This window comes from Paracoccus sp. DMF-8, from assembly GCF_029309835.1.
GTDB lineage: Bacteria > Pseudomonadota > Alphaproteobacteria > Rhodobacterales > Rhodobacteraceae > Paracoccus.
This window is the reverse complement of sequence record NZ_JARJHL010000010.1, coordinates 1-24,684: the sequence shown is the minus strand read 5'-3', so window position 1 is coordinate 24,684 and position 24,684 is coordinate 1. Positions and strand designations below refer to the sequence as shown.

General features: G+C 64.3%; 23 protein-coding genes, 2 tRNA genes and 3 pseudogenes. 15 read left to right on the top strand and 13 right to left on the bottom strand.

From position 1 onward, the window contains the following. Window positions 1-3: 3 nt before the first annotated feature. From PE067_RS06935 to prfA, 3 genes are all read right to left on the bottom strand, one after another. Complete coding sequence (locus tag PE067_RS06935; protein ID WP_276188466.1) at window positions 4-855, bottom strand: DUF4167 domain-containing protein; 852 nt, start codon at window positions 853-855, stop codon at window positions 4-6. A gap of 227 nt (window positions 856-1,082) precedes the next feature. Next, entirely contained in the window at window positions 1,083-1,934 is an 852-nt protein-coding gene (gene prmC, locus PE067_RS06930; protein WP_276189497.1) for a peptide chain release factor N(5)-glutamine methyltransferase, read from the bottom strand. Between the two features lie 29 nt (window positions 1,935-1,963). Further along, a complete protein-coding gene (gene prfA / locus PE067_RS06925; protein WP_276188465.1) occupies window positions 1,964-3,016 on the bottom strand; it encodes a peptide chain release factor 1 in 1,053 nt (350 codons plus the stop codon). Window positions 3,017-3,179: 163 nt separating this feature from the next. On the opposite strand from prfA, the gene PE067_RS06920 reads away from it, so the two are divergent. Then, window positions 3,180-4,247, top strand: a complete 1,068-nt coding sequence (locus PE067_RS06920; protein ID WP_276188464.1) for a cytochrome-c peroxidase — start codon at window positions 3,180-3,182, stop codon at window positions 4,245-4,247. Window positions 4,248-4,336: 89 nt separating this feature from the next. Here the strand turns inward: PE067_RS06920 and PE067_RS06915 are convergent, their stop codons facing one another. Continuing rightward, on the bottom strand, window positions 4,337-4,936 hold the full coding sequence (locus PE067_RS06915; RefSeq protein ID WP_276188463.1) for a YceI family protein: 600 nt from the start codon (window positions 4,934-4,936) through the stop codon (window positions 4,337-4,339). 243 nt (window positions 4,937-5,179) lie between these two features. Here PE067_RS06915 and rpsF point away from each other — a divergent pair, with 243 nt between their 5' ends. The 4 genes from rpsF to PE067_RS06895 all read left to right on the top strand — a co-directional run bounded on the left by rpsF (window position 5,180) and on the right by PE067_RS06895 (window position 7,550). Beyond that, the gene (gene rpsF, locus PE067_RS06910; RefSeq protein ID WP_276188462.1) at window positions 5,180-5,629 is read left to right on the top strand and encodes a 30S ribosomal protein S6; all 450 of its coding nucleotides are present in this window, start codon (window positions 5,180-5,182) and stop codon (window positions 5,627-5,629) included. 17 nt (window positions 5,630-5,646) lie between these two features. Beyond that, complete coding sequence (gene rpsR, locus PE067_RS06905; protein WP_020949472.1) at window positions 5,647-5,874, top strand: 30S ribosomal protein S18; 228 nt, start codon at window positions 5,647-5,649, stop codon at window positions 5,872-5,874. A gap of 12 nt (window positions 5,875-5,886) precedes the next feature. Next, a complete protein-coding gene (gene rplI, locus PE067_RS06900; protein ID WP_276188461.1) occupies window positions 5,887-6,480 on the top strand; it encodes a 50S ribosomal protein L9 in 594 nt (197 codons plus the stop codon). Window positions 6,481-6,665: 185 nt separating this feature from the next. Then, window positions 6,666-7,550, top strand: a complete 885-nt coding sequence (locus PE067_RS06895) for a hypothetical protein (RefSeq protein WP_276188460.1) — start codon at window positions 6,666-6,668, stop codon at window positions 7,548-7,550. Between the two features lie 89 nt (window positions 7,551-7,639). On the opposite strand, the pseudogene tig reads toward PE067_RS06895, so the two are convergent. From tig to PE067_RS06880, 3 genes and pseudogenes are all read right to left on the bottom strand, one after another. Continuing rightward, window positions 7,640-8,976, bottom strand: a pseudogene (gene tig, locus PE067_RS06890) (trigger factor). A gap of 21 nt (window positions 8,977-8,997) precedes the next feature. Next, a tRNA-Leu gene (locus PE067_RS06885) sits at window positions 8,998-9,081 on the bottom strand. A 147-nt stretch (window positions 9,082-9,228) separates the two neighbouring features. Continuing rightward, window positions 9,229-9,480, bottom strand: a complete 252-nt coding sequence (locus tag PE067_RS06880) for a DUF2312 domain-containing protein (RefSeq protein WP_276188459.1) — start codon at window positions 9,478-9,480, stop codon at window positions 9,229-9,231. A 146-nt stretch (window positions 9,481-9,626) separates the two neighbouring features. On the opposite strand from PE067_RS06880, the gene PE067_RS06875 reads away from it, so the two are divergent. From PE067_RS06875 to PE067_RS06865, 3 genes and pseudogenes are all read left to right on the top strand, one after another. After that, the gene (locus PE067_RS06875) at window positions 9,627-9,851 is read left to right on the top strand and encodes a hypothetical protein (RefSeq protein ID WP_276188458.1); all 225 of its coding nucleotides are present in this window, start codon (window positions 9,627-9,629) and stop codon (window positions 9,849-9,851) included. Window positions 9,852-9,855: 4 nt separating this feature from the next. Next, on the top strand, window positions 9,856-10,305 hold the full coding sequence (dtd, locus tag PE067_RS06870) for a D-aminoacyl-tRNA deacylase (protein WP_276188457.1): 450 nt from the start codon (window positions 9,856-9,858) through the stop codon (window positions 10,303-10,305). 386 nt (window positions 10,306-10,691) lie between these two features. Beyond that, window positions 10,692-11,872: pseudogene (locus PE067_RS06865) on the top strand (DEAD/DEAH box helicase). A 528-nt stretch (window positions 11,873-12,400) separates the two neighbouring features. On the opposite strand, the gene PE067_RS06860 reads toward PE067_RS06865, so the two are convergent. From PE067_RS06860 to PE067_RS06845, 4 genes are read right to left on the bottom strand one after another with little or no spacing between them, the layout of a single operon-like run. Beyond that, a complete protein-coding gene (locus PE067_RS06860) occupies window positions 12,401-13,939 on the bottom strand; it encodes a Ppx/GppA family phosphatase (protein WP_276188456.1) in 1,539 nt (512 codons plus the stop codon). Window positions 13,940-13,989: 50 nt separating this feature from the next. Further along, window positions 13,990-16,155 (bottom strand): RNA degradosome polyphosphate kinase, encoded by a 2,166-nt coding sequence (locus PE067_RS06855; RefSeq protein WP_276188455.1) that lies wholly within the window; start codon window positions 16,153-16,155, stop codon window positions 13,990-13,992. Window positions 16,156-16,197: 42 nt separating this feature from the next. Further along, the gene (locus PE067_RS06850; protein WP_276188454.1) at window positions 16,198-16,887 is read right to left on the bottom strand and encodes a DnaA/Hda family protein; all 690 of its coding nucleotides are present in this window, start codon (window positions 16,885-16,887) and stop codon (window positions 16,198-16,200) included. Between the two features lie 3 nt (window positions 16,888-16,890). Continuing rightward, the gene (locus PE067_RS06845; RefSeq protein ID WP_276188453.1) at window positions 16,891-18,156 is read right to left on the bottom strand and encodes an AI-2E family transporter; all 1,266 of its coding nucleotides are present in this window, start codon (window positions 18,154-18,156) and stop codon (window positions 16,891-16,893) included. 119 nt (window positions 18,157-18,275) lie between these two features. Here PE067_RS06845 and proS point away from each other — a divergent pair. Together proS and PE067_RS06835 are read left to right on the top strand one after the other, a co-directional pair. Continuing rightward, a pseudogene (gene proS / locus PE067_RS06840) lies at window positions 18,276-19,632 on the top strand (proline--tRNA ligase). Window positions 19,633-19,640: 8 nt separating this feature from the next. Further along, window positions 19,641-20,093: a DUF2937 family protein gene (locus tag PE067_RS06835; protein ID WP_276188452.1), complete on the top strand. Its 453-nt coding sequence runs from the start codon at window positions 19,641-19,643 to the stop codon at window positions 20,091-20,093. A gap of 656 nt (window positions 20,094-20,749) precedes the next feature. Here the strand turns inward: PE067_RS06835 and PE067_RS06830 are convergent. After that, a tRNA-Tyr gene (locus PE067_RS06830) sits at window positions 20,750-20,833 on the bottom strand. A 141-nt stretch (window positions 20,834-20,974) separates the two neighbouring features. Here PE067_RS06830 and PE067_RS06825 point away from each other — a divergent pair. The 4 genes from PE067_RS06825 (at window position 20,975) to PE067_RS06810 (ending at window position 22,984) form a co-directional block, all read left to right on the top strand. After that, window positions 20,975-21,775: an RNA methyltransferase gene (locus PE067_RS06825; RefSeq protein ID WP_276188451.1), complete on the top strand. Its 801-nt coding sequence runs from the start codon at window positions 20,975-20,977 to the stop codon at window positions 21,773-21,775. 131 nt (window positions 21,776-21,906) lie between these two features. Next, entirely contained in the window at window positions 21,907-22,299 is a 393-nt protein-coding gene (locus tag PE067_RS06820; protein WP_276188450.1) for a YHS domain-containing (seleno)protein, read from the top strand. Continuing rightward, window positions 22,278-22,454, top strand: a complete 177-nt coding sequence (locus tag PE067_RS06815; RefSeq protein ID WP_276188449.1) for a hypothetical protein — start codon at window positions 22,278-22,280, stop codon at window positions 22,452-22,454. Before PE067_RS06820 ends, PE067_RS06815 begins: the two co-directional genes overlap by 22 nt. 95 nt (window positions 22,455-22,549) lie before the next feature. Beyond that, window positions 22,550-22,984 (top strand): CoA-binding protein, encoded by a 435-nt coding sequence (locus tag PE067_RS06810; protein ID WP_276188448.1) that lies wholly within the window; start codon window positions 22,550-22,552, stop codon window positions 22,982-22,984. An 83-nt stretch (window positions 22,985-23,067) separates the two neighbouring features. Here the strand turns inward: PE067_RS06810 and PE067_RS06805 are convergent, their stop codons facing one another. After that, on the bottom strand, window positions 23,068-24,087 hold the full coding sequence (locus PE067_RS06805; RefSeq protein WP_276188447.1) for a ribose-phosphate pyrophosphokinase: 1,020 nt from the start codon (window positions 24,085-24,087) through the stop codon (window positions 23,068-23,070). A gap of 78 nt (window positions 24,088-24,165) precedes the next feature. Between PE067_RS06805 and PE067_RS06800 the strand changes: the two genes are divergently transcribed. After that, window positions 24,166-24,684 (top strand): DsbA family protein (locus PE067_RS06800; protein WP_276188446.1); only part of this gene is annotated, 519 nt, incomplete at its 3' end.

The window sequence follows — 24,684 nt, the reverse complement described above, 5'->3', positions numbered from 1 at the left end:
GGCTTACTTGCCCGAAGATCCTTCGCCGAGCTGCTCTTTCGGCGTCTCGCCAGCGGCTTTCTTGCGCGTGCGCGGGGCGGCGGGTGCGGCCGGGGCGGCGCCGGCGGCAGCCGTGCTGCGCGGGGCGCGACGACGGACAGCGGGGCGCGCGCCCTCTTTGACCCCGTCTTTGGCAGCATCTTTTGCCGCGCTTCTGGCCGTCTCTTTTTTCGCGGGCGCGGGTTCGGCCACGGTTTCCGGCGTTTCGACCGGACCGGCCGCATCATCGGTCGAGATGACCGGGGGCAGCCCCTGCGCATCGTCGCGCATCACGACCGTTTCAGCAACGGGGGCGGTTTCGGGCCGAGGCGCAGCTTCCGCGACGACATCGGCCGCCGCTGGCGCGCTCACCTCGAAAATCCGGGGCTGGGACGCTTCGGACTGTTCGCGATCACGCGAATGACCGTGGCCGTTTCCATTGCCGCCATTCCCGTTGTTGCGGTTGCTGCCATGCTGCTGGCCGCCATGGCCCTGCGCGCCATGGCCCTGCGCATTGCGGCTGTCGCCGTCCTGATCATCGCGCGCGTCATCGTCGCGGTGATTGTTGAACTGTTGCTGGCGCTCTGCCTGCTCGCGCTGCGCCTCGCCCAGCAGGCGGGTGTAATGCTCGGCATGTTGCAGAAAACTTTGTTCGGCCACACGGTCGTTCGACAACTGGGCGTCACGGGCCAGCGTCAGATATTTTTCGATAATCTGTTGCGGCGTCCCGCGCACCTTGCCCTCGGGTCCCGAGGAATCAAAGACGCGGTTGACGATATTGCCCAACGAACGTTGGCGGTTCGACTTGTTGCGCGAACGTGATTTGGATGATCTCATCAGCTTTGTTTGTCAGGTTTCACGGCATATGGCCGGATCAGGTTGGGGTCTGCGGCCACCCGCCCCTGGGGGTAAGGCGCGCCCGAAAGCTCATAAACGATAAAGCTGATACGGCTGACCCGTGCGTGGGCCTTGGCCCCCGTCACAAGAATCGAATAAACATGCCGCAGCCCGCCTTACAAGGGTGAATTTGCAAAAATCTTGCCTGTTTATGCGTTTTTGGCGGCTTATTGCTTTCTCTGGGCCACAATCACACGATTCCTGCCGTCCAGATCGCGGTGAACCCGGGTCTGCGCGAAACCGGCGGCCTGAAAGATCGCGCAGACGGCATCAGCCTGCGTCAGGCCGATTTCGACGATGATGCGCCCCTCTGGCGCCAGATGCGCCCCGGCCCCGGCGGCGATGGCGCGATAGGCGGACAGCCCGTCGCCCTCATCGGTCAGGGCGCCGCGCGGTTCCCAGTCCCGGACCTCTGGCGACAGACCGGCCATTTCATCCAGCGCGATATAGGGCGGGTTGGACAGGATCAGGTCGAACCGGCCCGCCACATCCGAAAACCAGTCCGAGCGGATGAAATCCGCCCGCACCCCGATCCGTTCGGCATTGCCCCGCGCCACCTGCAGGGCCGCATCCGAAATATCGGTGCCGACACCCGTCGCGCCGGGCCGTTCGGCCAGCACCGAAATCAGGATCGCCCCGGTTCCGGTGCCAAGGTCCAGCACCCGCCGAAAAGGCGCCGACAGCGCGCATTCGACCAGCGTTTCCGTATCGGGCCGCGGGTCCAGCGTGTCGCGCGTCACGCGGAAACGGTGATTCCAGAAATCGCGCCAGCCGGTTATCTGGCTGACCGGCTGGCGGGCTTCGCGGGCGGAAATCGCGGCTTCGAACGCCTGTGCCACCCCATCGGGCACCGGCGCCATCAGATGCCGGGACAGGTGGTGCCGCCCGACGGTGACGCCGGGCTGGCCGTTCAGCACATGCCAAAACAACAGGGTCGCGTCACGGTAGCCGTCCTGAATGCCTGCCGCCTCCAGCCGCTGCTGCGCCGCCAGACAAAGCTGCGTTCCGGTCGGCGGCATATCTGCTGGCGTCGATTCGGTTGGCGGAGTCATTCCGCCTCGGCCAGTCGGGTGGCCTGATCATGGGCGGCCAGCGCCGCGACGGTTTCGGTCAGATCGCCCTGCATGATCCGGTCCAGCGCATAGATCGTCAGGTTGATGCGGTGATCCGTCATCCGGCCCTGCGGGAAGTTATAGGTGCGGATGCGTTCGCTGCGATCACCCGAGCCGACCTGATTCTTGCGGTCGGCGGCGCGTTCGGCATCGGCGCGCGAGCGTTCCATGTCATACAGCCGGGCGCGCAGCACGGCCATCGCATTGGCGCGGTTCTGGTGCTGCGATTTCTCGCTGCTGGTGACGACGATTCCGGTCGGGATATGGGTGATGCGCACGGCGGAATCGGTGGTGTTGACATGCTGGCCACCCGCGCCGCTGGCGCGCATCGTGTCGATGCGGATGTCGGATGCGGGAATGTCGATATCGACCTCCTGCGCCTCGGGCAGGACGGCCACCGTCGCGGCAGAGGTATGGATGCGTCCGCCCGATTCCGTTTCCGGCACGCGCTGGACGCGGTGGACGCCCGATTCGTATTTCAGCCGGGCAAAGACGCCCTCGCCCTCGATCCGGGCCATTGCCTCCTTGACGCCGCCCAGTTCGGATTCGGCCAGTTCCAGCAGCTGAAAGCTCCAGCCCTGCGATTCGGCGAAACGCTGATACATGCGCAGCAGGTCGCCCGCGAACAGCGCGGCTTCGTCGCCGCCGGTGCCGGGGCGGATTTCGACGATGGCGGGGCGGGCATCGGCGGCATCGCGCGGCAACAGCGCGATGCGCAGCTCATGTTCCAGATCGGGCAGAAGCTGGCGCAGGCGGGACAGTTCGTCCTCGGCCAGTTCGCGCATCTCGGGGTCGGCCAGCATGGCCTGCGCCTCGGTCAGTTCGGCCTGCGCCGCGCGCCACAGATGGATCTGCTGCACCACGGGCTTGAGTTCGGCATATTCGCGGCTGATCGCGGCGATCTGATCTGCCGACGGGCCTGCGTTCAACTGCGCTTCGAGATATTCGAAACGCCGGAAGATCTGGTCGAGTTTGTCCTGTGGCAGCATGACTGCGTGATTACCCCCCGCGCCCGCCCCCGGCAAGGCGGATTTCCCCGCCGCAGCCGCCTGTTTTCGCCCGGAATGGCGCCCCGGCTGATCCAGATCAACGCGCAATGCGCGGAAATATCGTAAAAATCCCCAACGCGCGAGCCTAGCCAATGGAGAGCCAATGAAACTCGCACCGATCCTGACCGCGATCCTTGCCGCATGGGCGGCCCTGCCCGCCTTTGCGCTGGACGACGCCGAACTGCGGGACGAGGCAAATGCCGTCTTTGCCCCGATTCCGCAGCAGATGACCGCGATCAAACAGACCCCGGAAAATCCCGAAGGCGTGGCACTGACGCCGGAAAAGATCGATCTGGGCCGGTCGCTGTTCTTTGACCCGCGCATGTCGCGTTCGGGCCTGATTTCATGCCAGACCTGCCACAATGTCGGCATCGGCGGCGTCGATGGCCTGCCGGTTTCGGTCGGTCACGGCTGGCAGCAGGGGCCGCGCAATGCGCCGACCATGCTGAACGCGATCTTCAACATCGCGCAATTCTGGGACGGCCGCGCCCCCGATCTGGCCGAACAGGCGAAAGGTCCGGTTCAGGCCAGCGTCGAGATGAGCAATACCCCGGACGAACTGGTCAGGACCATCATGTCGATGCCCGAATATGTCGAAAGCTTCCGCGCCGCCTTTCCCGGCGACAACGACCCGGTGAGCTTCGACAATTTCGCCGCTGCGGTCGAACAATTCGAAGCGACTCTGATCACCCCTGACAGCGCCTTTGACAAATTCCTGCGCGGCGACGATGCCGCGATGAACGATCAGGAAAAGCGCGGGCTGAAGGCCTTCATGGATACCGGCTGCACGGCCTGCCATGCGGGCGTCAATATTGGCGGTCAGGATTACTATCCCTTTGGGCTGGTCGAGCGTCCGGCAGACGAAGTCCTGCCCGAAGGCGACACGGGCCGTTTCGCGATCACGGAAACGCAGGATGACGAATATGTTTTCCGCGCGGCGCCGCTGCGCAATATCGCGCTGACCGCCCCCTATTTCCATTCGGGCGTGGTCTGGGATCTGCGCGAGGCGGTGCAGATCATGTCCTCGTCGCAACTGGGAACGGAACTGACGGATACAGAGGTCGATGATATCGTGGCCTTCCTGCACACGCTGACGGGCGAGCAGCCGCAGATCACCCATCCGATCCTGCCCGCGCGCACGGATGCCACGCCCCTGCCGCAACCGATGTGACCGCCGGGGGCCTTCGGGCCCCTGATCCTGCCCGCTCACGAAAAAAGGGGCCGCAACGGGCCCCTTTCCATCAGCCTTAGCAGGGCGGATCACTCGGCCAGAACGGCCTCGACCGAGATATTGATCTCGACCTCGTCACCGACCGCCGGGGCGAACTGGCCCAGGTTGAATTCGGAACGCAGGATCTTGGTTTCCGCGTCGAAACCGACCGTCGGCTTGTTGGTCATCGGATGCGGGCCGGCTTTTTCCAGATCGACATCCAGCACGACCGATTTGGTCACGCCGTTCAGCGTCAGATCGCCGGTGACCTTGGCTTCATCGCCGTCATCGTCAATTTCGACAGCGGTCGATTTGAAGGTGATCAGCGACGACCCATCGGGCGAATTGAAAAAATTCTCGCCGCGCAGATGGCCGTCCATTTCGGCGGCAACCGACACCAGATTGCTCATCGGAAAGCTGGCCTCGACCGAGGAATTGGCCGGATTGGCCGGATCCAGCGTCACGGCGCCGGTCACACCCCGCACCAGACCATGACTGGTCGAAAAGCCGAGGTGATCGTATTCAAAGGCAATCGAGCTGTGGGCAGGGTCGAAGTTATAGGTGCCCGCAGCGATATCCTGAGCCGTGGCGACCGACAGCGAAGCGACAAGCGCGCCAGCCGAAACAAGGGCGAGAAGATTGGTTTTCATCTGATCACTTTCCTGAGCGGTTGAATTGATGATTTCAGTATGACCGCCAACGCCATAATCCAAGTGACAGTTCCTGACTTTGCCGTGAACTTGACTGCATTCTGCGGTTCCCCTTGCTTATCCGGGGCGGATCGCTATAAGGCACCATCCTTCCGCAATCACGAAACCGGCGCAGCCTCTCGTGGCGGGGCGCGGAAGGTCTGGCCCGCCTATGAAGCACGCCCGATACGAAAAGGGTCAAGCATGTCGCTTTACGAGCATGTGCTGATCGCCCGTCAGGACCTGTCGAACGCACAGGCCGAAGGGCTGATCGAACATTTTTCGACCGTTCTTGCCGACAATGGCGGCAAGGTGATCGAACATGAATACTGGGGTGTCCGCACCCTCGCCTACAAGATCAACAAGAACCGCAAGGGTCATTACGCCTTCCTGCGTTCGGACGCGCCTTCGGCCGCCGTGCAGGAAATGGAGCGTCTGGCCCGCCTGCATGACGATGTCATGCGCGTCCTGACCATCAAGGTCGACGCCCATCAGGAAGGCCCCTCGATCCAGATGCAAAAGCGTGACGAACGCGAGCGTGGGGATCGTGGCGACCGCGGTGATCGGGGCGAACGTCGCGATCGCGATGGCGACCGTGGTGGTGATCGGGGCGGCGAACGCCGCGAGCGTCGCGACCGCGACGACCGGAACTGAGGGAAGGAACCAGAACCATGGCAAACAAACCCTTCTTCCGTCGCCGCAAGGTCTGCCCGTTCTCGGGCGAGAACGCGCCTGCGATCGACTACAAGGACACCCGCCTGCTGCAACGCTACATCAGCGAACGCGGCAAGATCGTGCCTTCGCGCATCACCGCAGTTTCGGCCAAGAAACAGCGTGAACTGGCCCGCGCCATCAAGCGCGCCCGTTTCCTCGCGCTGCTTCCCTATGCCGTGAAGTAAGGAGAGACGGATATGCAAGTCATCCTGCTGGAACGCGTGGCCAAGCTGGGCCAGATGGGCGAAGTCGTCGAAGTCAAGGACGGCTACGCGCGCAACTTCCTGCTGCCGCAGGGCAAGGCGCTGCGGGCATCCGACGCCAATATCGCCGCCTTCGAAGAGCGCAAGGCCGATCTGGCCGCGCGCAACGACGAAACCCGTGCGGAAGCCCAGGCCCTGGCTGAAAAGCTGGACGGTCAGGTCTTTGTCATCATCCGTTCGGCGTCGGACGCCGGCGCGCTGTATGGCTCGGTCACCCCGCGTGACGCCACCGATGTCGCCAATGCCGAAGGTTTCGCGGTCGAGCGTCGTCAGGTCGTGCTGAACGCGCCGATCAAGGATCTGGGCCTGCACAAGGTCAATGTCCACCTGCACCCCGAAGTCGATGCGACGATCGTTCTGAACGTCGCCCGCTCGGTCGAAGAAGCAGAACTGCAAGCCTCGGGCAAATCGATTCAAGAACTGGCCGCCGAAGCCGAAGCCGCCGCTGAATTCGAAATCTCGAAACTGTTCGACGATATCGGCGCAGCCGGTCGCGACGACGACGAAGGCGTGGCGAACGAAGGCTGATCGCCTTTCGTTTCAACCGAAAATCAGAACGCGCCGGGTTGTTCCGGCGCGTTTTTCTTTGCCGTCTTTCCATTTCCGGCACCGCTGCGCATGGTAAGGCGCTGATGCGGGAACATTCTGCCCGGCCCGTGGGTTTGTCCGACGAAACTATCCTGCATCCGTGCAGGGCATCGAAAGGTCAGGATATGCAAGACGACGACGATACGCCCCCCCTTACCGAAGCGGAGCGGATCAGCCAGACCCGATTCGGCGCCCGTCCCATCCCGAAGGGGCATCGCAGGCCCAAGATCGACAGATCGGACGATTACCGGCGCATTCCGCCGCATGGCGATGTCTCGCCCGACGGGCAACGGATCTGGCCGCACCCCTCGACTGCGGCAAAGCTGCTGGTCTGGGGCGGCACGGCGGCGGCCGCCGTCGCGGTCACGGCCGGAACGGCGCTGGCGCTGCGCCGGATCGGTGATGCGCTGTCCGGCGACAAGCCGCACCGCACCGCGCGTCCTGTCAGGCCCGCGCGATATGGTGCCGACGATTTCGGAGCGCAGGATCCCGGCCTTCGCAGGGCCGAGCGGCGCCAACCGAAGGCGCAGGCGGATCCTGACCACCCGGTTCGGGAACGGTCGCAGGCTTTCGCCGCACGGCCCCAGCCTCGGCGCGCGCAAGACGACCGTTTCGCGGACCAGCCGCTGAGGGGGCAACGACTAGGGCAACGACAGGGCGCACCCTTGCGGGATCGCCATGACGTCGAGCCTGCGGACAGATACCGCGACCAACCACGCCATGATGACGACGAATTCCGCCCACGTCGCCGCAAGCCGCGCAACCTGATCGCCGAATTCGAAGACAACAGCCGCCGCGTGACCCATAGCGTTGACGGGCTGTTCGGATCGCTTGGCACGGCGATGGCGGGCTTTCTGTCGGTCGCGCGTCAGGCGGGCACGATCATGCGCGAATTCGGCGATGCCGCCGATCTGGTCCGCGCCGTCATGGACAGCACCCGCAAACCCGGCGACGAAGAACCCCGGCCCAGGGCCGACGCGGACAAGGATCGCCGCACCCACAACCTTTAAGACGGCGGCTTCAAGACGTTGGCCACGCGGCCAAGGAAAAGGGCCGCCCACAGGGGCGGCCCAAATCATTCAGCGACAGGCGGACGGGATCAGACCTCGTCCAGCGCCTCGATGGCTTTTTCCAGTTCTTCCTTGGTGACTTCCTTGTCGGACACCTTGGCGCCTTCGACGATGTGGTCGACGACCTTGTCTTCAAAGATCGGGGCGCGCAGCTGTTGCTGGGCCTGCGGGTTCTGCTGGATGAATTCAAAGAAGGCGCGTTCCTGACCGGGGAACTGACGGGCCTGACGCAGAACGGCCTGGGTCATTTCCTGATCCGAAACCGTCACCTCGGCCTTCTGGCCGATATCGGCCAGCAGCAGGCCCAGACGGACGCGGCGTTCGGCCAGCTTGTTGTGTTCGTCGGTCGGTTCGATGCTGCCGTGGTTGTGGTCGTGAACCTCGGGGTTTTCCTCGTGCCACAGCTGATGGGCGATCTGCTGGGCCTCGGCCTCGACCAGCGATTCGGGCAGGTCGAATTTCACCGCATCATCCAGCTTGTCCAGCAGGGCGCGTTTCAGGATCTGGCGCGAAGCACCCTGATATTCGGATTCCAGACGCTCGCGGATCTGCGCTTTCAGCGCGTCCAGATCGTCGGCACCGAATTTCTTGGCCAGTTCGTCGTCCAGTTCGGCCTTCTTGGCGGCCTTGACGGCTTTCACGGTGCATTCAAAGATCGCATCCTTGCCGGCCAGGTTCGGCGCGCCATATTCCTCGGGGAATTTGACCTCGACCTTGACCTCGTCGCCGACCTTGGCGCCGATCAACTGGTCCTCGAAACCGGGGATGAAGCTGCCGGAACCCAGGACCAGCGGATAGTCCTCGGCCTCGCCACCTTCGAAGGCTTCGCCGTCGACAAAGCCCTTGAAGTCGATCACGACCTGATCGTCCTTGGCGGCTTTCGAGTTCTTTTTCTTGTCTTCATAGGATTTGGCGTTGTCGGCCAGATTGGCCAGCGCCTCATCGACGGCCGGAGATCCTCGGCCTTGACGACCAGACGCTCCAGCTCGATGGCCGACAGATCGGCGGCCGGGATCTCGGGCAGCGCCTCGTAGGACACGTTGACGACGACGTCGTCGCCCTCTTTCCAGGTCTCGCCGTTTTCCATTTCGATCTTGGGCTGAACGGCGGGACGGTCACCCGTTTTTTCAAGGTGCTCGCGCATGGCGCCGTCGATGGCCTCTTGCATGGCGTCGCCCAGGATGCGCTGGCCGAACTGCTTTTTCAGCAGCGCCATCGGCACCTTGCCCTTGCGGAAGCCCTTCATCTCGACCTCGGGCTGAGCTTCCTTCAGTTTCGCGTCGACCTTCGCGGCCAGTTCGTCGGCCGCCAAGGTGAACTTGTAGCCGCGCTTCAGCCCTTCGTTCTGGGTTTCCGTGACCTGCATCTGTTTTCCTTCATCCAACCATGGTGCGGGTAGAGGACTTGAACCCCCACGCCTTGCGGCGCCAGAACCTAAATCTGGTGCGTCTGCCAATTTCGCCATACCCGCAATATCAACCGACCGGGGCATGCCCCGACCGGTAATTCCGCGCCGTATTATCAAAGCAACAACGAAGGTGCGAGAGGAAATCGTTACCTTGCCGTCGTCTTGCGCCATCAGGCGGAACGGTCCCGGCAAGGGACGGCCGCCCGCGCCTTACGCCATGTTCAGCGCCTGTTTGTACAGTTCCAGCACGGCCTCTTCCTCGGCCACCTGATCCTTGTCCTTCTTGCGCAGGGACACGATCGCGCGCAGCGCCTTGGTGTCGTAGCCGCGCCCCTTGCTTTCGGCATAGACCTCCTTGATCTGCTCGGCGATGTCCTTCTTTTCCTGCTCCAGATGCTCGATGCGCTCGATGAACTGGCGCAGCTCGTCGGCGGTGACCTGATAGGGGTCCATGTTATCCATCCTGCTTTGCGTTTTTCAGATCGACCGGGCAGCGCCCGCCCCGCCCGCCGTCACGCGGGCGATTTTGGCCCATGGTCTAAGCGGTCTTGCGCAGGGGTGCAATCGCCGCTAGGCCGCGCCCGAGATGCAGACGCAAGGGGGCGGCGATGACGATCTGGGACATTCTGATCTGGGGTGGTGCGGCGCTGACCGTCGCGGGCCTGCTGACCCTGTGCTGGTGCATCGTGACCGTGCTGCGCGCCCGCAGGTCCGGCGCGGGCGAGGACGCCCTGCGCGCCGTGATGCAGCGTGTGATGATCGTGAACATGGCCGCGCTTGGCGCATCGGTCTTTGGGCTGATGTTCGTCGTGCTTGGCATCATGCTGCGCTGATCCGATGCGCGCCCTGATCCAGCGTGTGACCCGGGCCGAGGTCACGGTCGCGGACCGCCTGATCGGCCGCATCGACGCGGGCCTGCTGGTGCTGGTCTGCGCCATGCAGGGCGACAGTGACGACGCGCCGGCCAAACTGGCCGCCCGCATCGCCGGGCTGCGGATCTTTCGCGATGATGCGGGCAAGATGAACCGCTCGGTCGCCGATATCGGGGGCGCCGTGCTGGTCGTCAGCCAGTTCACCCTGGCCGCCGACACCCGCACGGGCAATCGCCCGGGCTTTTCCCAGGCCGAGGCGCCCGCGCGGGGCAAGGCCCTGTATCTGGACTTCGCCGACAGCCTGCGCGCGCTTGGCCTGCCGGTGCAGACCGGCGAATTCGGGGCAGACATGCAGGTGTCGCTGGTCAATGACGGGCCGGTCACCATCTGGATGGACAGCGCAGATCGCAACTGATCTCGGCGCAAATGGGTCAGACCCCTTGACTTTTCTGCGCCGCCGCGCCATCTGGGTGCAGTCGCCGCCGCTGCCGCGTGAGCAGCCGTAAGCTAGGTGCTTCCAAGGCCCGACACGGAAATACGCATCCCATGTCACGCAGGGGTTCGGTGGGCGTCGTATCTTGCCCACTCCTTTGCAATGCGGGCGGCCTGCCCGCCTGACGGCCGTTCCCGGGTACGCGGGCACGGAATGAAAGACATGAGAGAATGAACGATTTCAACCGCCGCCCGCGGCGCAACACCAACCCCAAACCGCGCTTCCAGCGTCCCGGCGATGACGCAACCGCACATGACCGCCGCAGCGCCGTTGTGCGCGAGCCGCTGGAATCCGGCCCGTTTTTCGACATGGGCATCGACGCGCGCATCAACGCGAACCTGCCGCCCCTTGGCCTGACCCAACCGACGCCGATTCAGGCGCAAGCAATCCCGCAGATCGTGGCAGGCCGCGACCTGCTGGAGTCTCGCACAGACCGGCACCGGCAAGACGGCGGCCTTTGGCCTGCCGATGATGACGCGCCTGCTGAAATTCGGCAAACGCCCCGAACCGAAAACCTGTCGCGCCCTGATCCTTGCGCCGACGCGCGAACTGGCCACCCAGATCGCCCAGAATATCGAAGCTTATGCCGAAGGCACGCCGATCCGCAGCTTCCGCGTCGTCGGCGGTGCCTCGATCAACACCCAGACCGAACGCCTGTCGCGCGGCGTCGACGTGCTGATCGCGACGCCGGGCCGCCTGATCGACCTGCTGGAACGTCAGGCCATCGACCTGCGCCAGACCACCTATCTGGTGCTGGACGAAGCCGACCAGATGCTGGACATCGGCTTCATCCACGCCCTGCGCCGCATCGCGCGCCACCTGCACAAGGATCGCCAGACCCTGCTGTTCTCGGCCACCATGCCGAAACTGATGGAGGAACTGGCCGACAGCTACCTGACCGATCCGGTCCGCGTCGCCGTCAACCCTCCGGGCAAGGCTGCGGAAAAGATCGAACAGGGCGTGCATTTCGTCAATCAGGGCGACAAGGCGACGCTGCTGGCGGAATATCTCTCCAAGCACCGCGATGAGCTGGCCATCGTCTTCGGCCGCACCAAATACGGCTGCGAAAAACTGTCGACCCTGCTGGAAAAATGGGGCTACGCGGTCGCCGCGATCCATGGCAACGAAAGCCGGGAGCCAGCGGGAACGGGCGCTGGCCTCCTTCCGCAAGGGCGAAACCAAGGTGCTGGTCGCGACCGATGTCGCCGCCCGTGGTCTGGACATCCCCGAAGTCGCGCATGTCTATAACTACGACCTGCCCAATGTCCCGGAAAACTACGTCCACCGCATCGGCCGCACCGCGCGCGCCGGTCGCGACGGGCGCGCCGTGGCCTTCTGCGCCCCGGCGGAACTGGGCGAACTCCGCGCCATCGAAAAGGCGATGAAGGCCCAGATCCCGGTCATCGGCGGCGAAGCCCCGGCGGAGGCCGCCCCGCGCCCGGGGTCGCGGCCCCCGCCGCCCCCAACAGGGCGGCAACCGCCCGCCTGATGGCAAAAGGCGCAGGGGCGAAAGGCACAGGGACCAAAGGCACAGGGCCTGACGCCCGCAAACGCCCGGCCGGTCGCCCCTCCCGCGCGCCGAAATCGCAGCAGCGCCACAGCAACAAAGGCGTCGACGCCACGATCACGAAAGGGGGCGCGAACCGCCCCCTTTTTGACACCGATCCCGTCCGGCCTGCCCCGCCTTCGCGAAACCGCCCGGCAAGATGGACCAACCCCGCCTCTTGGCAACAGAAGTCCCAAGCCAAGCGGGGCAACCCGGACAGCAGGCCACGACTTGCCCCCCTCCCGGCGCGCTGACGCGGGAACTGCCTGTCCGCCACCCGCATCAGCCCAGTTCCCCCTTCGCGCGTGACAGCCCCCGGATCGTCAGAACAGGCAATCGGATCGCCCAACACCGCATGCACACCATGAGCGGATGCGATTTCTTCATCACCCAAATACCCATGCGACCGCGCAACCATCGCAGGACCCGGCCATGGTCATGCCATCCCGGCAATCCGCCCGCGCCGCAGGTTCAGCCCTGCACCACCGGCCCGACATCCAGCGCTGCGGCAAGCGAGCGGAAGCGGGCCACCGCGACCTCGCCCATCAGGGCCTGACCGGTCTTGCTCAGCTTCAGCTCCAGAACCTTCTTCTTGGCATCCAGCTTCAACTCGCCCGCTTCGGTCGGGTCCTTGACCGAAAACATCGCGCCGAAACGCATCGCCTTGCCAAGGATCTCGGCATCCTTGATGTCCTGTTCGCGCAGCAGATCGAACAGCGGCGCCATCTGGGAATTGGTGCGGTTGTTCTTGTAGCGGTGCAGCAGCGCCAGCCCCAGAAAGACCCGCTCGGGATGGGACAGCGCAGCCATGTTCGCGCGGGTGACATTGTCGAAACAGGCATCGGCGCGGTAATCGGGATGGGTGCGCCATGCGGTGTCATGCAACAGACAGGCGGCGCGGATCAGGCGGTCGCGCTGCGGCCCGGCATCGCCGAACAGGGGCATCAGGAACTGATACAGTTTCTTGCCGAAACCCGGCATCCGCGCCATCTGGCGTTCGCTGAACCGCGCCGCCTCGATCAGCGGATCGCGGGCGCGCAGCCCGTCGGGCATCTGCTCATAGAGCAAGCCTTCGCGGATGCCATAGGATGACACGGCCAGCGATTTCGGCTGGAAGATCTGGACAAGCTGCCGCAGCACCTGACTGGCCAGCGGCACCAGTTCCATCCGGCTGGACGAAATGCCGGTGCGGGCACGCAGGGTCGCCAGGTCATTGTCGCCGATGAACTTGCAGGTCTGCAGGATCGCTTCGGGGGTCATGCGATATTCGTGCAGGACCGTCATCGGATAGCCCACGCGTTCCATGTCCAGCCGCGCGATGGCCCGCCACGATCCCCCCACCAGATAGATCTGGTCGTGATCCTTGCCGATCTTGCCGGCCAGCCCCTCGATCACCTTCTTGATATAGGATTTCAGCCCGTCCTTGCCGCCCTCGACCTGCTGCAACCGGAACGGTCCCAGACCCGAGGTTTCGCGCTGCCCGACCTTGCCATCGCCGACCACGGCCAGCTCCATCGAGTTGCCGCCGATGTCGCAGACCAGCCCGCGCGCGTCCGGCCAGCCCAGCAACACACCCTGGGCCGACAGCCGCGCCTCTTCCTGACCGTCGATGACCCACAGTTTCAGCCCGGTTTGCTTTTCCACGGCCTTGCGAAAGGCGGGGCCATTGCTGGCCTCGCGCACGGCGGCGGTGGCGACGCAGGTCAGGGGCTTGATCCCCATCCCTTCCGCCAGCGCGGCAAAGCGTTTCAGCGAGGCCATGGCGCGTTCGACCCCTTCGGGGTTCAGCATGCCCGTGCTGGCCAGCCCCTGCCCCAGACCGGCCATGACCTTTTCATTGTAGAAATAGGCCGGGCTGCGCGCCGCGCCGTCGAACACCACCATCCGGATCGAGTTCGAGCCGACATCGACGACCCCCACCCGGCTCAGCGCGCGTTCGGATGCGCGCTCGAAAAGCGACTTGCCGAATGGGTCGATGGTCTGTCCTCCGACGGTCACAACGCCATTCATCGCACACCTCTCGATTCGGGTCCGTTAAGATCTTACCCCTCGTGGATGGTTCAATCCGTCGAATGCGTCAACGCCGGAACGTCGCGGGACCCGGCCTTTCCACGACCGGACAAGGATGGGTTTTCCATGAAGAATTTGTGACACGAGAACAGATCATCACGCCCCGCAGGCAGGTGGCGCAGGTAGCGGCCATCGGGTTGCAGGATCCAGCTTTGCGCCTCATCGGCAAGGTTCGCGGCCATGATCTGGCTGGTGATCTGGTCCTTGACCGTCTCGTTCAGGCATTCGACCAGCGTTTCCACGCGGCGGTTCAGGTTGCGGCCCATCCAGTCGGCCGAACTGATGAACACCCGCGCCCGTTTCGACGGCAGCGCCTGACCATTGGCGAAACAGACGATGCGCGAATGTTCCAGAAAACGCCCGACGATGGATTTCACGCGGATATTGTCCGACAGCCCGGCGATGCCCGGACGCAGGCCGCAGATGCCGCGAATGCTCAGCGTGATCTTGACCCCGGCCTGACTGGCCTCATACAGGGCCTCGATCACTTCCTTGTCGATCAGGCTGTTCATCTTGGCCCAGATTTCCGCCGGGCGGCCAAGCCGGGCGAATTCCATCTCGCGCCGGATCAGTTCGATCAGCCGGTCCTTGAGGCTGAGGGGCGAGATCGCCAGATTTTCCAGCCCCGAGGGCTGCACATAGCCGGTCAGGTAGTTGAACACCTTGGTCGCATCGCGGCCAAGCGCCGGGTCGCAGGTGAACAGCGACAGGTCGGTATAGATGCGCGCGGTGATCGGGTGATAGTTGCCGGTGCCGTAATGGGTATAGGTCACCAACTGCCCGCCTTCGCGCCGCACCACGGTCGAGATCTTGGCGTGGGTCTTGTATTGCGTGAACCCATAGACGACCTGCGCGCCCGCGCGTTCCAGACGGCGCGACTGGCGGATGTTCGCGGCCTCGTCAAAGCGGGCCTTCAGCTCGACCAGCGCGGTGACGGATTTCCCGGCCTCGGCCGCTTCGCACAGGGCATCGACGATCGGGCTGTCGCGCGAGGTGCGATACAGCGTCTGCTTGATCGCCAGCACATTCGGGTCGGCCGCCGCCTGCGCGACAAAGCGCACCACCATGTCGAAGGTTTCATAGGGGTGATGCAGCAGCATGTCTTTTTGCCGGATCGCCGCGAACATGTCGCCCTGATGATCCTGCACCCGTTCGGGCACGCGCGGAGTGAATGACGGCCATTGCAGGTCGCGGCGGCTGTCCAGCACCAGCGCGCCCAGATCGGCCATGCCCAGCAGGCCCTCGACCTCGACGACCTCCTCGGGGCGGACCTCCAGTTCCTGCATGATCATGCGGCGCAGCCGGTCGGGGGCGCCTGCCGTGATCTTGAGCCGGATGACGGACCCGCGACGGCGCCGTTTCAGCGCGGTTTCGAATTCGCGGACCAGATCTTCGGCCTCTTCCTCGACCTCCAGATCGCTGTCGCGCAGGACGCGGAACGCGCAATGGCCGATGTCGCGATAGCCCGGGAACAGGCTGGGCAGATGCATCAGCAGCAGGTCCTCCAGCCGCAGGAAACGCGAGCCGCCGGGCATCGCGATGAACCGCCCGACCTGCTGCGGCACCGGCAGCAGCGCCTGCATCTGCCGCCCGTCGCTTTCGCGCGCCAGTTCCAGCGCCAGCGAAAAGCCGGTATTCGCGATGAAGGGGAACGGATGCGCGGGGTCGATGGCCAGCGGCGCCAGCACCGGAAAGACGTTTTCGCTGAAATAGCGGCGCAGATAGGATTCTTCGGCGCGGGTCAGGCGCGAGCGCGACAGGATGGTGATGTCCGCCTGCTCCATCTCGCGGCGCAGGCGGTTCCAGACGGTCTGCTGCGCGGCCATCAGGCGGCGGGCATCGTTGTTGATCAGTTGCAGCTGTTCGGCGGGCGTCAGCCCATCGTCGGACAGGGTCGAGTTCCCCTCTCGCACCAGTTCACGCAGACCGGCGACGCGGACGGTATAGAATTCATCCAGATTGGCGGCGGAAATCGACAGAAAGCGCAGCCGTTCCAGCAGCGGCACGCGCGGATTGCGCGCCTCGTCCAGAACCCGCCAGTTGAAGCTGAGCCAGCTGATTTCACGGTTGAAGAAACGGTCCGGCCCCTCGGGGGTGCCAGAGGGCAGGTCGCGGGGAACGGGAATGGGGGAACGTAGGAAATCGGCCTGCGTCATCTTTGAGATCGCTGGTAAGGGGCTGGGTAACGGAACGACGGACTATGCGTCCTGTTCCAGCAATTTGTCCAGCCATTCCGATGCCAGGCGGCGGGTCACGGGTCGGTGATCGGACAGCGCCGCCTGGTCGATGGCCAGCACCAGCCGACGCGCCAGACCAAGATCGCGTTCCATCCGCCGGGTCAGGAATTCGATCACATCCGGGGCGACCGGGATGCCGCGATCCGCGAACAGCTTGACCAGAACGGCGGGCAGCAGCGCGTCATCAGGGGGGCCGAGTTCGGCAACCGTCAGCGCCATCATCCGCGAGCGCAGATCGGGCAGCACCATGCCCCAGTCACGGGGCGGCGTGCGCGCGGTCAGCAGCAGCAGGCAACCGCGTTCCGCCGCAAGGTTCCAGATGTGGAACATCGCCTGTTCGGCACCGGCGGCGGCGCCGATGCGATGGGCGTCCTCGATCACCAGCGCGCCGTCGGTGTGGACCAGATGGTCGGCCATATCGGCGCGCAGCGCATGGGCCGACTGGCGCAGCGCCCCGTTTTCCGCCGCCCAGAACCGCGCGACATGGGTCTTGCCCGCCCCCGGCCCGCCGATCAGCAGCAGGCGGCCCTGCGGCCACAGTTCTGGGCGGTCCAGCAGGTCCAGCGCATCGCGATTGGCCGAGGTGACCAGAAAATCCGCACGGGACGAGGCCGGAGGCCCCGCCAGGTCGAAAGTCAGCTGACGTGCCACCTGTCAGCTGTCCTTTTTCGCGGGGCCGGGTTTCTCGGGGTCGGGGTGCGGCCCGATATCGTCGATACCCGGATCGCCGATGTCGCCGTTGATCGTTTCCTCGCGCCGGATTTCGGCGATCCGCACCTCGCGAGAGACAAGGGCGATATCGCGCTGGCGTTCGGTGGTGCCGCGCGGGACCAGTTCGACCAGTTGCGGAACGGCGGGGGGCGGGGGCGCCTCGGTCCCGGTATAGATCGCGCTGACCTTGTATTGCGCGGCGGCAAAGCGCACCAGCACGCCAAGCGACGCCGCCAGAGGCACCGCGACCAGCAGCCCGACAAAACCGAACAGCGTGCCGAACACCGACAGGGCCAGCATCAGCCAGACCGGATGCAGCCCGACATGGCCGCCGACGATCTTGGGTTGCAGATAGTTCCCTTCGACGATCTGGCCGATGGCAAAGACCGCCACGACCGCGCCGATCATCAGGGGCTGGCCCCAGAACGAAAACAGCGCGACCCCGATGGCCGTCGCCCCGCCGACCAGCACGCCGACATAGGGGATAAAGGACAAGGTCGCGGCCAGCGCCCCGATCGCCACGCCGAAAGGCAGCCCGATGACACCTAGCGAAATCGCATAGAAGGTGCCCAGAATCAGGATCACCACGCCCTGCCCGCGGATGAACCCGGACAGGACATGGTCGATTTCGCTCGCGATCCGGCGAATGGTCGGCGCATGTTCACGCGGCAGCAGCTCGTCCACGCGGGCGACCATGTGGTCCCAGTCCAGCAGCAGGTAAAAGGCCACGACCGGCGCGATGACCAGCAGCGCGATGACGCCGACGATGCCCATCACCGACCCCAGAACGGTGGTGATCAACTCGCCGCCGCGTTCGCTGATCGTGCTGCCAAGCTGGGACAGGGCATCGGCGGCGGTGCTTTGGGGCGACAGGATGTCGGGGAAACGCGCGGCCAGAAAGCCCTTGAGCTTTTCGAACATCTGCGGCGCGGTTTCGATCAGCGCCGCAGTCTGGCTGACCAGAACCGGAACGACCACCAGAAAGCTGATGACGACGATCATCAACATGACCAGCGAGATCACGACCACCGCCAGCGTCCGCGACAGCCCCTTGCGTTCCAGCCAGTCGGCGACAGGGTCCAGCAGATAGGCGATCCCCGCCCCCAGCAGGAAGGGCATCACCGCATTGCCCAGCTTCCATAGCACCAAAAGCAGCACGAGCGTTGCGCCGCCCCAGATCATGACCTGCTTATAGACCGGCAAACGCATCGCGATGTCTCCAGAATTCACGCGCAATGTGCAGCCATGTCACGCCATATGCAAGCAAGCCCGTTGCCCGTGCCGCCAGCCTGCGCTAACCCTTGCCAACACAATTCGAGGTTCCGCCCATGCGTCTTTCGCGTTATTTCCTGCCCGTCCTGAAAGAGGACCCGAAAGAGGCGCAGATCGTCAGCCATCGCCTGATGCTGCGCGCGGGCATGATCAAGCAGCAATCCGCCGGGATCTATTCCTGGCTGCCGCTTGGCCTGCGGGTTCTGCGCCGCATCGAACAGATCGTGCATCAGGAACAGCAGCGCGCCGGCCATATCCCGGTCCTGATGCCGACGATCCAGTCGGCCGACCTGTGGCGCGAATCGGGCCGCTATGACGCCTATGGCGAGGAAATGCTGCGCATCACCGACCGCCACAAGCGCGAGATGCTGTATGGCCCGACCAACGAAGAGGTCATCACCGACATCTTCCGCGCCCATGTCAGCAGCTACAAGGACCTGCCCCTGACGCTGTATCAGATCCAGTGGAAATTCCGCGACGAAATCCGCCCGCGTTTCGGCGTGATGCGCGGTCGCGAATTCCTGATGAAGGACGGCTACAACTTCGACCTGACCAAGGAAGACGCGCTGCACGCCTACAACCGCCATCTGGTCAGCTACCTGCGCACCTATGAACGCATGGGCCTGCAAGCGATCCCGATGCGCGCCGACGGCGGCCTGATCGGCGGCGATTACACGCATGAATTCCTCGTCCTGGCCGAAACCGGCGAATCCGAGGTGTTTTATGACAGCGAAATCACCGATCTGAAATTCGGCGACCGCGACATCGACTATGACAGCGCCGAAGAATGCCAGAGCGTGCTGGAGGAATTCACCAGCCGCTACGCCCGCACCGACGAAACCCATGATCCGGCGCTGTTCGACGCCATCCCCGAGGACCGCCGCCGCACCGCGCGCGGCATCGAGGTCGGGCAAGATCTTTTATTTCGGCACGAAATATTCCGAATCGATGGGCGCCACCGTCGTCGGCCCCGACGGCAGCCGCACCCCCGTCCACATGGGCAGCCACGGCATCGGCGTCAGCCGCCTGCTGGGCGCGATCATCGAAGCCAGCCATGACGACAAGGGCATCATCTGGCCCGAAGGCGTGACCCCCTATCACGTCGGCATCGTCAACCTGAAACAGGGCGACAGTTCGACCGACAGCGCCTGCGAGGCGTTGTATAAAGAACTCAGGTCGAGCGGATTTGATCCCCTTTATGACGATCGGGACGAGCGCGCGGGCGCGAAATTCGCTACAATGGACCTGATCGGCCTGCCTTGGCGGATCACCGTCGGGCCGCGCGGGCTTGCCCAGAACAAGGTCGAGCTGACCAGCCGCCGGACCGGCGAATCAGAAGAGCTATCGCCGCAGGACGCCGTTCTTCGCCTGAAAGCCATTTACGAACCGGTTCTTGCCGCAAACAATCGTTGATGACGCCGATGACCCCATTTCGCTTGATCCTTGCCCTGATTTTCGCCTCGCTGCTGTCGCAGTTCCCGTCCTTTTCCGACCAATATGTCGAAAGGCTGGGGGCCGAGGCGGCGGTGCTGGCCGATCAGGTCAAGGATTTCGACAAGGGCATCCGCACGGCCAGCGCCTCGGATGACACGGCGATCATCGACCGGATGCGCGCCCATATGAAACAGGAAACCGCGCGGCTGGAAACCACCCGCGACGATCTGGAGGCGCTGAGCCAATCGGGACCTGTCGCGCGCATTCTGGACATCGACCACATGGCCGATCTGGCGCTGCTGCGCGAAAACCGGCTGCGGTTCGAACCCAGGCTGCCGGTGTCGAATGCCGGTCTGGTGCTGGCCGGATTGGGCTTTGTTCTGGGCTGGCTGCTGGCCACGCTGATCGGCTCGCCCTTTCGCCGCCGCACGCTGGCCTGAGGACAGGGTCGCAGGCTGAAACCGGAAAGGCTGCGGATGACGCAGCCTTTTTCAGCTCCGGCCCCAGATATGACCTGCCTTGCCCCGCCTCTGCCGCCTGACACAGCCAGCGCAGCCCCTGATCCACGCCGAAGCGTAAGGATGACAGGAAATCGCCCCGGATCGACACCCCGCACGGCCCAGCCCTGCATCGCACGCCCCTGCGGCCGCCCGGCTCAGGCCTCATCGCCAATAGATGACGGTTGCCGCGTGGGCGATGGCTGAGGGACAGACCTTATGAGCAGCTGACCGTCCGACACCGAGCGAGGCCGACCAGCGCGTTATCCGTCGCCCCGCCTCAATCCAGCCCTTCACGAAACGTCCGCGCCGATTGCCGACAGGATGCGCCTGCACATGCGCCGTTGCCGGCTTGGCGGCACCTTTATCAAACTGGTCATCCCTGCCGTTGTCCTGCTGTGCGTTCTGATCCTCATCATTGCAGGATTCAGCACCGTTGCCGAACCTCGGCGTCGCGGCGCCTGATCGGTTTTCTTTTGCGCAAGGGTCAGACCGCAAAACTGCGGGGCACCTGCATCACCACCCATTGATCTGCACAGCGCCGCATTACACGAATGCGGGACACCACTTCGTTGATATCGTTCAGTTTTCAGTGGAAGTGGTGGGCGACCCCGGAATCGAACCAGGCATGGGTCTCCCCGGCGGAGTTACAGTCCGCTGCCGCGCCTTACAGCACGTCGCCCGACGCTCGGGCGTGATTAGCCCCCCTGCCGCGCCGGTCAAGAGCGAAATCGAATTCGGTTGCGAAGACAGGCGTCAACGCGCAGGAAGAAAGAGCGCCACGACGACGCGCGGCGGAAAACGGGCAGATGGGGAATGACAGGATGAGCCAGCCGGATCGCAAGACCAAGAAACCGACCTGGGTCGTGGACAAGGAACGCGCCAAGCGCGCGGCTGCGGCTGAAACCGTCTGGCTGTTCGGGCTGCATGCCGTTCGCGATGCGCTGAACAACCCCGCACGGGAAAAGCTGCGGCTGGTGGTCACGCGCAACGCGCTGGACCGGCACGGCGATCTGCCCGCAGGGATCGAGCCGGAAATCACCGATGCCCGCGTCTTTGACCGCTCGGTTCCGCTGGCCGCCGAAAGCGTCCATCAGGGCGCCGCGCTGGAGGTCCGGCCGCTGAAATGGGGCCGGCTGGAGGATGTCGCCCTGAACGGCCCCTATCCTTTGATGGTCGCCCTGGACCGCGTCACCGATCCCCATAACGTCGGTGCCATCCTGCGTTCTGCCGAAGTGTTCGGCGCGGCGGCCGTCATCGCGCCGACCCGGCATTCCGCGCCCGAAACCGGCGCCCTGGCCAAGACGGCCTCGGGGGCGCTGGAACGCCAGCCCTATCTGCGCGTCACCAATCTGGCCGATTCGCTGATCGAGCTGCAGCGCATGGGTTATACCGTCATCGGTCTGGACGGCACCGCGACCGAGGATCTGCCCGATGTGCTGGCCGAACTGCCCGGCCGCGCCATCTGTCTGGTCCCGGGCGCCGAAGGCCCCGGCCTGCGCGACCGCACGCTGGAAACCTGCGACCGGCTGGCCCGGATTCCCTTTGCAGCGGATTTCGGCTCATTGAATGTGTCGAATGCGGCGGCTGTGGCGCTTTATGCGGCCTCACGCTGTCGCGCGTGATCCTCACATCGCGGATAGAATCACGTCCCCCCGGTTGAGAATCCTCTTTTGAACTGCCAGATCGGTTTGACACGAAACTGCCATTTCGATTCTGACAGATGATTCGCACCGCGCTGACCCGACTGCTTTATATGGCGCCCCTGGCCATCCTGCCGCTTGCTGCGGCGGCCCAGGACTGGGCGCTGCAAGGAATTGACCCTGTCGGCTATGCCGCCGACGGGGCCGCCCTGCCCGGCCGGTCCGATATCGCGACGACCTGGCGCGGCAAAAGCTGGCATTTCGTGACCGAGGAAAACCGCGACACCTTTGAATCCAACCCCCGCGCCTATGCGCCGGGTCTGGACGGGCTTTGCGTCGTCGCGCTGTCCGAAGGCCGCAGCGAGCCGGGCAATCCGCGTTACTTCGTGGTGATCGGCCAGCGCACCTATTTCGTCCGCTCGCAGCGCGCGCGCGACATGCTGATCCGCGATCCGCAAAGGATCCTGATGGAGGCCAAGGCGCGTTGGGCGCAGATGAACCCCTGACCGCCAGCCTGCCGCGCACCCCGGCGCAACCACTGCGCGATTCAGGGCACAACACGATCCAGGAAAATTTTCACGTTGGCGTGATTGTCATGGAACTTTTTGGCCACAGTTCCCATTTTATTCATGAGCAGGGCCACGGAACGGCCTTGTTCTGATCACTGTCCCTCGTTCCGCGACTTGCGCCCGGCCAGAATACTGGACCGGGCGCTTTTTCTGTGCAAAGTCGATGGCGCGCATGAGGGGGAGCCAAATGAGCGATGATGAGATCGAACGCGCATTGCGCGACTGCAAAACCATTGCAATCGTTGGAATGTCGCCCAAGGAAGAGCGGCCCAGCTGGGGGGTGGCGCGTTTCCTGAAATCGCAGGGCTATCGGATCGTGCCGGTCAATCCCGGCCATGCGGGCGAAACCATGCTGGACGAAACGGTCTATGGCGATCTGGCCTCGATCCCCGATTCGATCCGGATCGACATGGTCGATATCTTTCGCCGCTCGGACGCGGTGCCGGAAATCGTGGACGAGGCCCTGGCCAACCTGCCCGGCCTCTCGATCGTCTGGATGCAACTGGGGGTCGAACATGCGCAGGCCGCGAACAAGGCGCGCAAGGCCGGCCTGACCGTGATCGAGAACCGCTGCCCCAAGATCGAGATCCCACGCCTTGGCATCCGGCCCAAGGCCGCCTGAATCGAAAAGGGGCGCGTCACACGCGCCCCGCTCACAGACCGCTCCGGCCCCCGTCAATCCGGTCCCCATCAATCCGGTCCCCGTCAATCGGTCTGATACAGACCTTCATAAATCGGCCCGAGCGTGTCCAGTTCGAACAGCGAACTGACCGAAGTGCCATTCCAGATGTTCAGGATCGCCTGCGCAAACATCGGCGCGGTCGGCACCAGACGGATGTTCGAGGCCTTTTTCACCGCCTCGCTCGGTTCGATGGAATCGGTGATGACCAGCGATTTCATCACAGATTTTTCGACCCGCTCGATCGCCGGGCCGGACAGGACGCCGTGGGTGATATAGGCGTGAACCTCGGTCGCGCCATTGTCGGTCAGGACCTGCGCCGCCTTGCACAGCGTCCCCGCCGTGTCGCAGATGTCGTCCACGATGATGCAGGTCTTGCCCGACACATCGCCGATCACTGTCATTTCCGCGACCTCACCGGCCTTTTCGCGGCGCTTGTCCACAATGGCCAGAGGCGCGCCGATGCGCTGCGCCAGTTCGCGCGCGCGTGCCACGCCACCGACGTCAGGCGAAATCACCATCAGATCGGACATGCGGTCGCGGAAGTGATGCTTGATATCCAGCGAAAACACCGGCGCGGCATAGAGGTTGTCGACCGGGATATCGAAAAAGCCCTGAATCTGCGCGGCATGCAGGTCCAGCGTCAGCACGCGGTCCACGCCCGCCTCGGTCAGCAGGTTGGCGACCAGCTTTGCGGAAATCGGCGTGCGGGCCTTGGCGCGGCGGTCCTGACGGGCATAGCCGAAATAGGGGATCACCGCCGTGATCCGCGCGGCCGAGGACCGGCGCAACGCGTCGGTCATGATCAGCAGCTCCATCAGGTTGTCATTGGCCGGGTTCGAGGTGGATTGGATGATATACATGTCCTCGCCACGGACATTTTCGAACACTTCGACAAAGATTTCCTGATCGTTGAAACGCTCGACCCGTGCATCGACAGGGGCGACATTCATGCCGCGGTGCATGGACATGCGTCGCGCTATGGCATTGGCAAGCAGTCTGTTCGCATTCCCTGCGATCAGCTTGGGTTCGGTCATGGCCGGCATGGCATGCTCCTGAGGATTCGCGAGATTGCACCCCGCTTAACACCCGGCTAGCCTGCCCGCAAACCCGGAGGGCGGTGAATGACGCAGATCGACTATTATCTCTCGACGATGAGCCCGTGGTGCTATCTCGCGGGTCACAGGTTGGAAGACATTGCCGCAAGACACGGTGCGACGATCCGCTATCGCCCGCTGGACGCGCTGCAACTGTTCGACCGCACCGGCGGCAAGCGCCCGGCCGAACGCCACCCGAACCGCATGGCCCTGCGGATGCAGGAACTGCTGCGCTGGCGCGACCATCTGCAGATGCCGCTGAACCCGCAGCCGACCCTGCCCATGGTCAATGCCGCGCCTTCGTCCTATGCGGTGATCGCGGCGCAGGAAAGCGGGGCGGGCGATATCGGGGCGCTGGTGCGGGGCTTTCTGGCGGCGCGCTGGCGCGATGACCGCGACATTTCGGATGATGCGGTGATCCGCGACGTGCTGGAAACGGCCGGTTTCGATCCGGATCTGGCCAATAGCGGGCTGTTCATCGGCGCCGAGATCTATGGCCGCAATCTCGATGAAGCCGTCGATGCGGGCGTCTTCGGCCTGCCCTTT

Coding starts and splice junctions, on each gene's coding strand:
- PE067_RS06810 (WP_276188448.1), top strand. CDS start 22,550: ATGAGCGATGATGAGATCGAACGCGCATTGCGCGACTGCAAAACCATT.
- PE067_RS06880 (WP_276188459.1), bottom strand. CDS start 9,480: ATGGATAACATGGACCCCTATCAGGTCACCGCCGACGAGCTGCGCCAG.
- PE067_RS06805 (WP_276188447.1), bottom strand. CDS start 24,087: ATGCCGGCCATGACCGAACCCAAGCTGATCGCAGGGAATGCGAACAGA.
- PE067_RS06875 (WP_276188458.1), top strand. CDS start 9,627: ATGACGATCTGGGACATTCTGATCTGGGGTGGTGCGGCGCTGACCGTC.
- PE067_RS06895 (WP_276188460.1), top strand. CDS start 6,666: ATGCAAGACGACGACGATACGCCCCCCCTTACCGAAGCGGAGCGGATC.
- PE067_RS06935 (WP_276188466.1), bottom strand. CDS start 855: ATGAGATCATCCAAATCACGTTCGCGCAACAAGTCGAACCGCCAACGT.
- prmC (WP_276189497.1), bottom strand. CDS start 1,934: ATGCCGCCGACCGGAACGCAGCTTTGTCTGGCGGCGCAGCAGCGGCTG.
- PE067_RS06820 (WP_276188450.1), top strand. CDS start 21,907: ATGGCGCCCCTGGCCATCCTGCCGCTTGCTGCGGCGGCCCAGGACTGG.
- PE067_RS06845 (WP_276188453.1), bottom strand. CDS start 18,156: ATGCGTTTGCCGGTCTATAAGCAGGTCATGATCTGGGGCGGCGCAACG.
- PE067_RS06915 (WP_276188463.1), bottom strand. CDS start 4,936: ATGAAAACCAATCTTCTCGCCCTTGTTTCGGCTGGCGCGCTTGTCGCT.
- PE067_RS06835 (WP_276188452.1), top strand. CDS start 19,641: ATGACCCCATTTCGCTTGATCCTTGCCCTGATTTTCGCCTCGCTGCTG.
- dtd (WP_276188457.1), top strand. CDS start 9,856: ATGCGCGCCCTGATCCAGCGTGTGACCCGGGCCGAGGTCACGGTCGCG.
- rpsR (WP_020949472.1), top strand. CDS start 5,647: ATGGCAAACAAACCCTTCTTCCGTCGCCGCAAGGTCTGCCCGTTCTCG.
- PE067_RS06860 (WP_276188456.1), bottom strand. CDS start 13,939: ATGAATGGCGTTGTGACCGTCGGAGGACAGACCATCGACCCATTCGGC.
- rpsF (WP_276188462.1), top strand. CDS start 5,180: ATGTCGCTTTACGAGCATGTGCTGATCGCCCGTCAGGACCTGTCGAAC.
- PE067_RS06825 (WP_276188451.1), top strand. CDS start 20,975: ATGAGCCAGCCGGATCGCAAGACCAAGAAACCGACCTGGGTCGTGGAC.
- PE067_RS06855 (WP_276188455.1), bottom strand. CDS start 16,155: ATGACGCAGGCCGATTTCCTACGTTCCCCCATTCCCGTTCCCCGCGAC.
- prfA (WP_276188465.1), bottom strand. CDS start 3,016: ATGCTGCCACAGGACAAACTCGACCAGATCTTCCGGCGTTTCGAATAT.
- rplI (WP_276188461.1), top strand. CDS start 5,887: ATGCAAGTCATCCTGCTGGAACGCGTGGCCAAGCTGGGCCAGATGGGC.
- PE067_RS06920 (WP_276188464.1), top strand. CDS start 3,180: ATGAAACTCGCACCGATCCTGACCGCGATCCTTGCCGCATGGGCGGCC.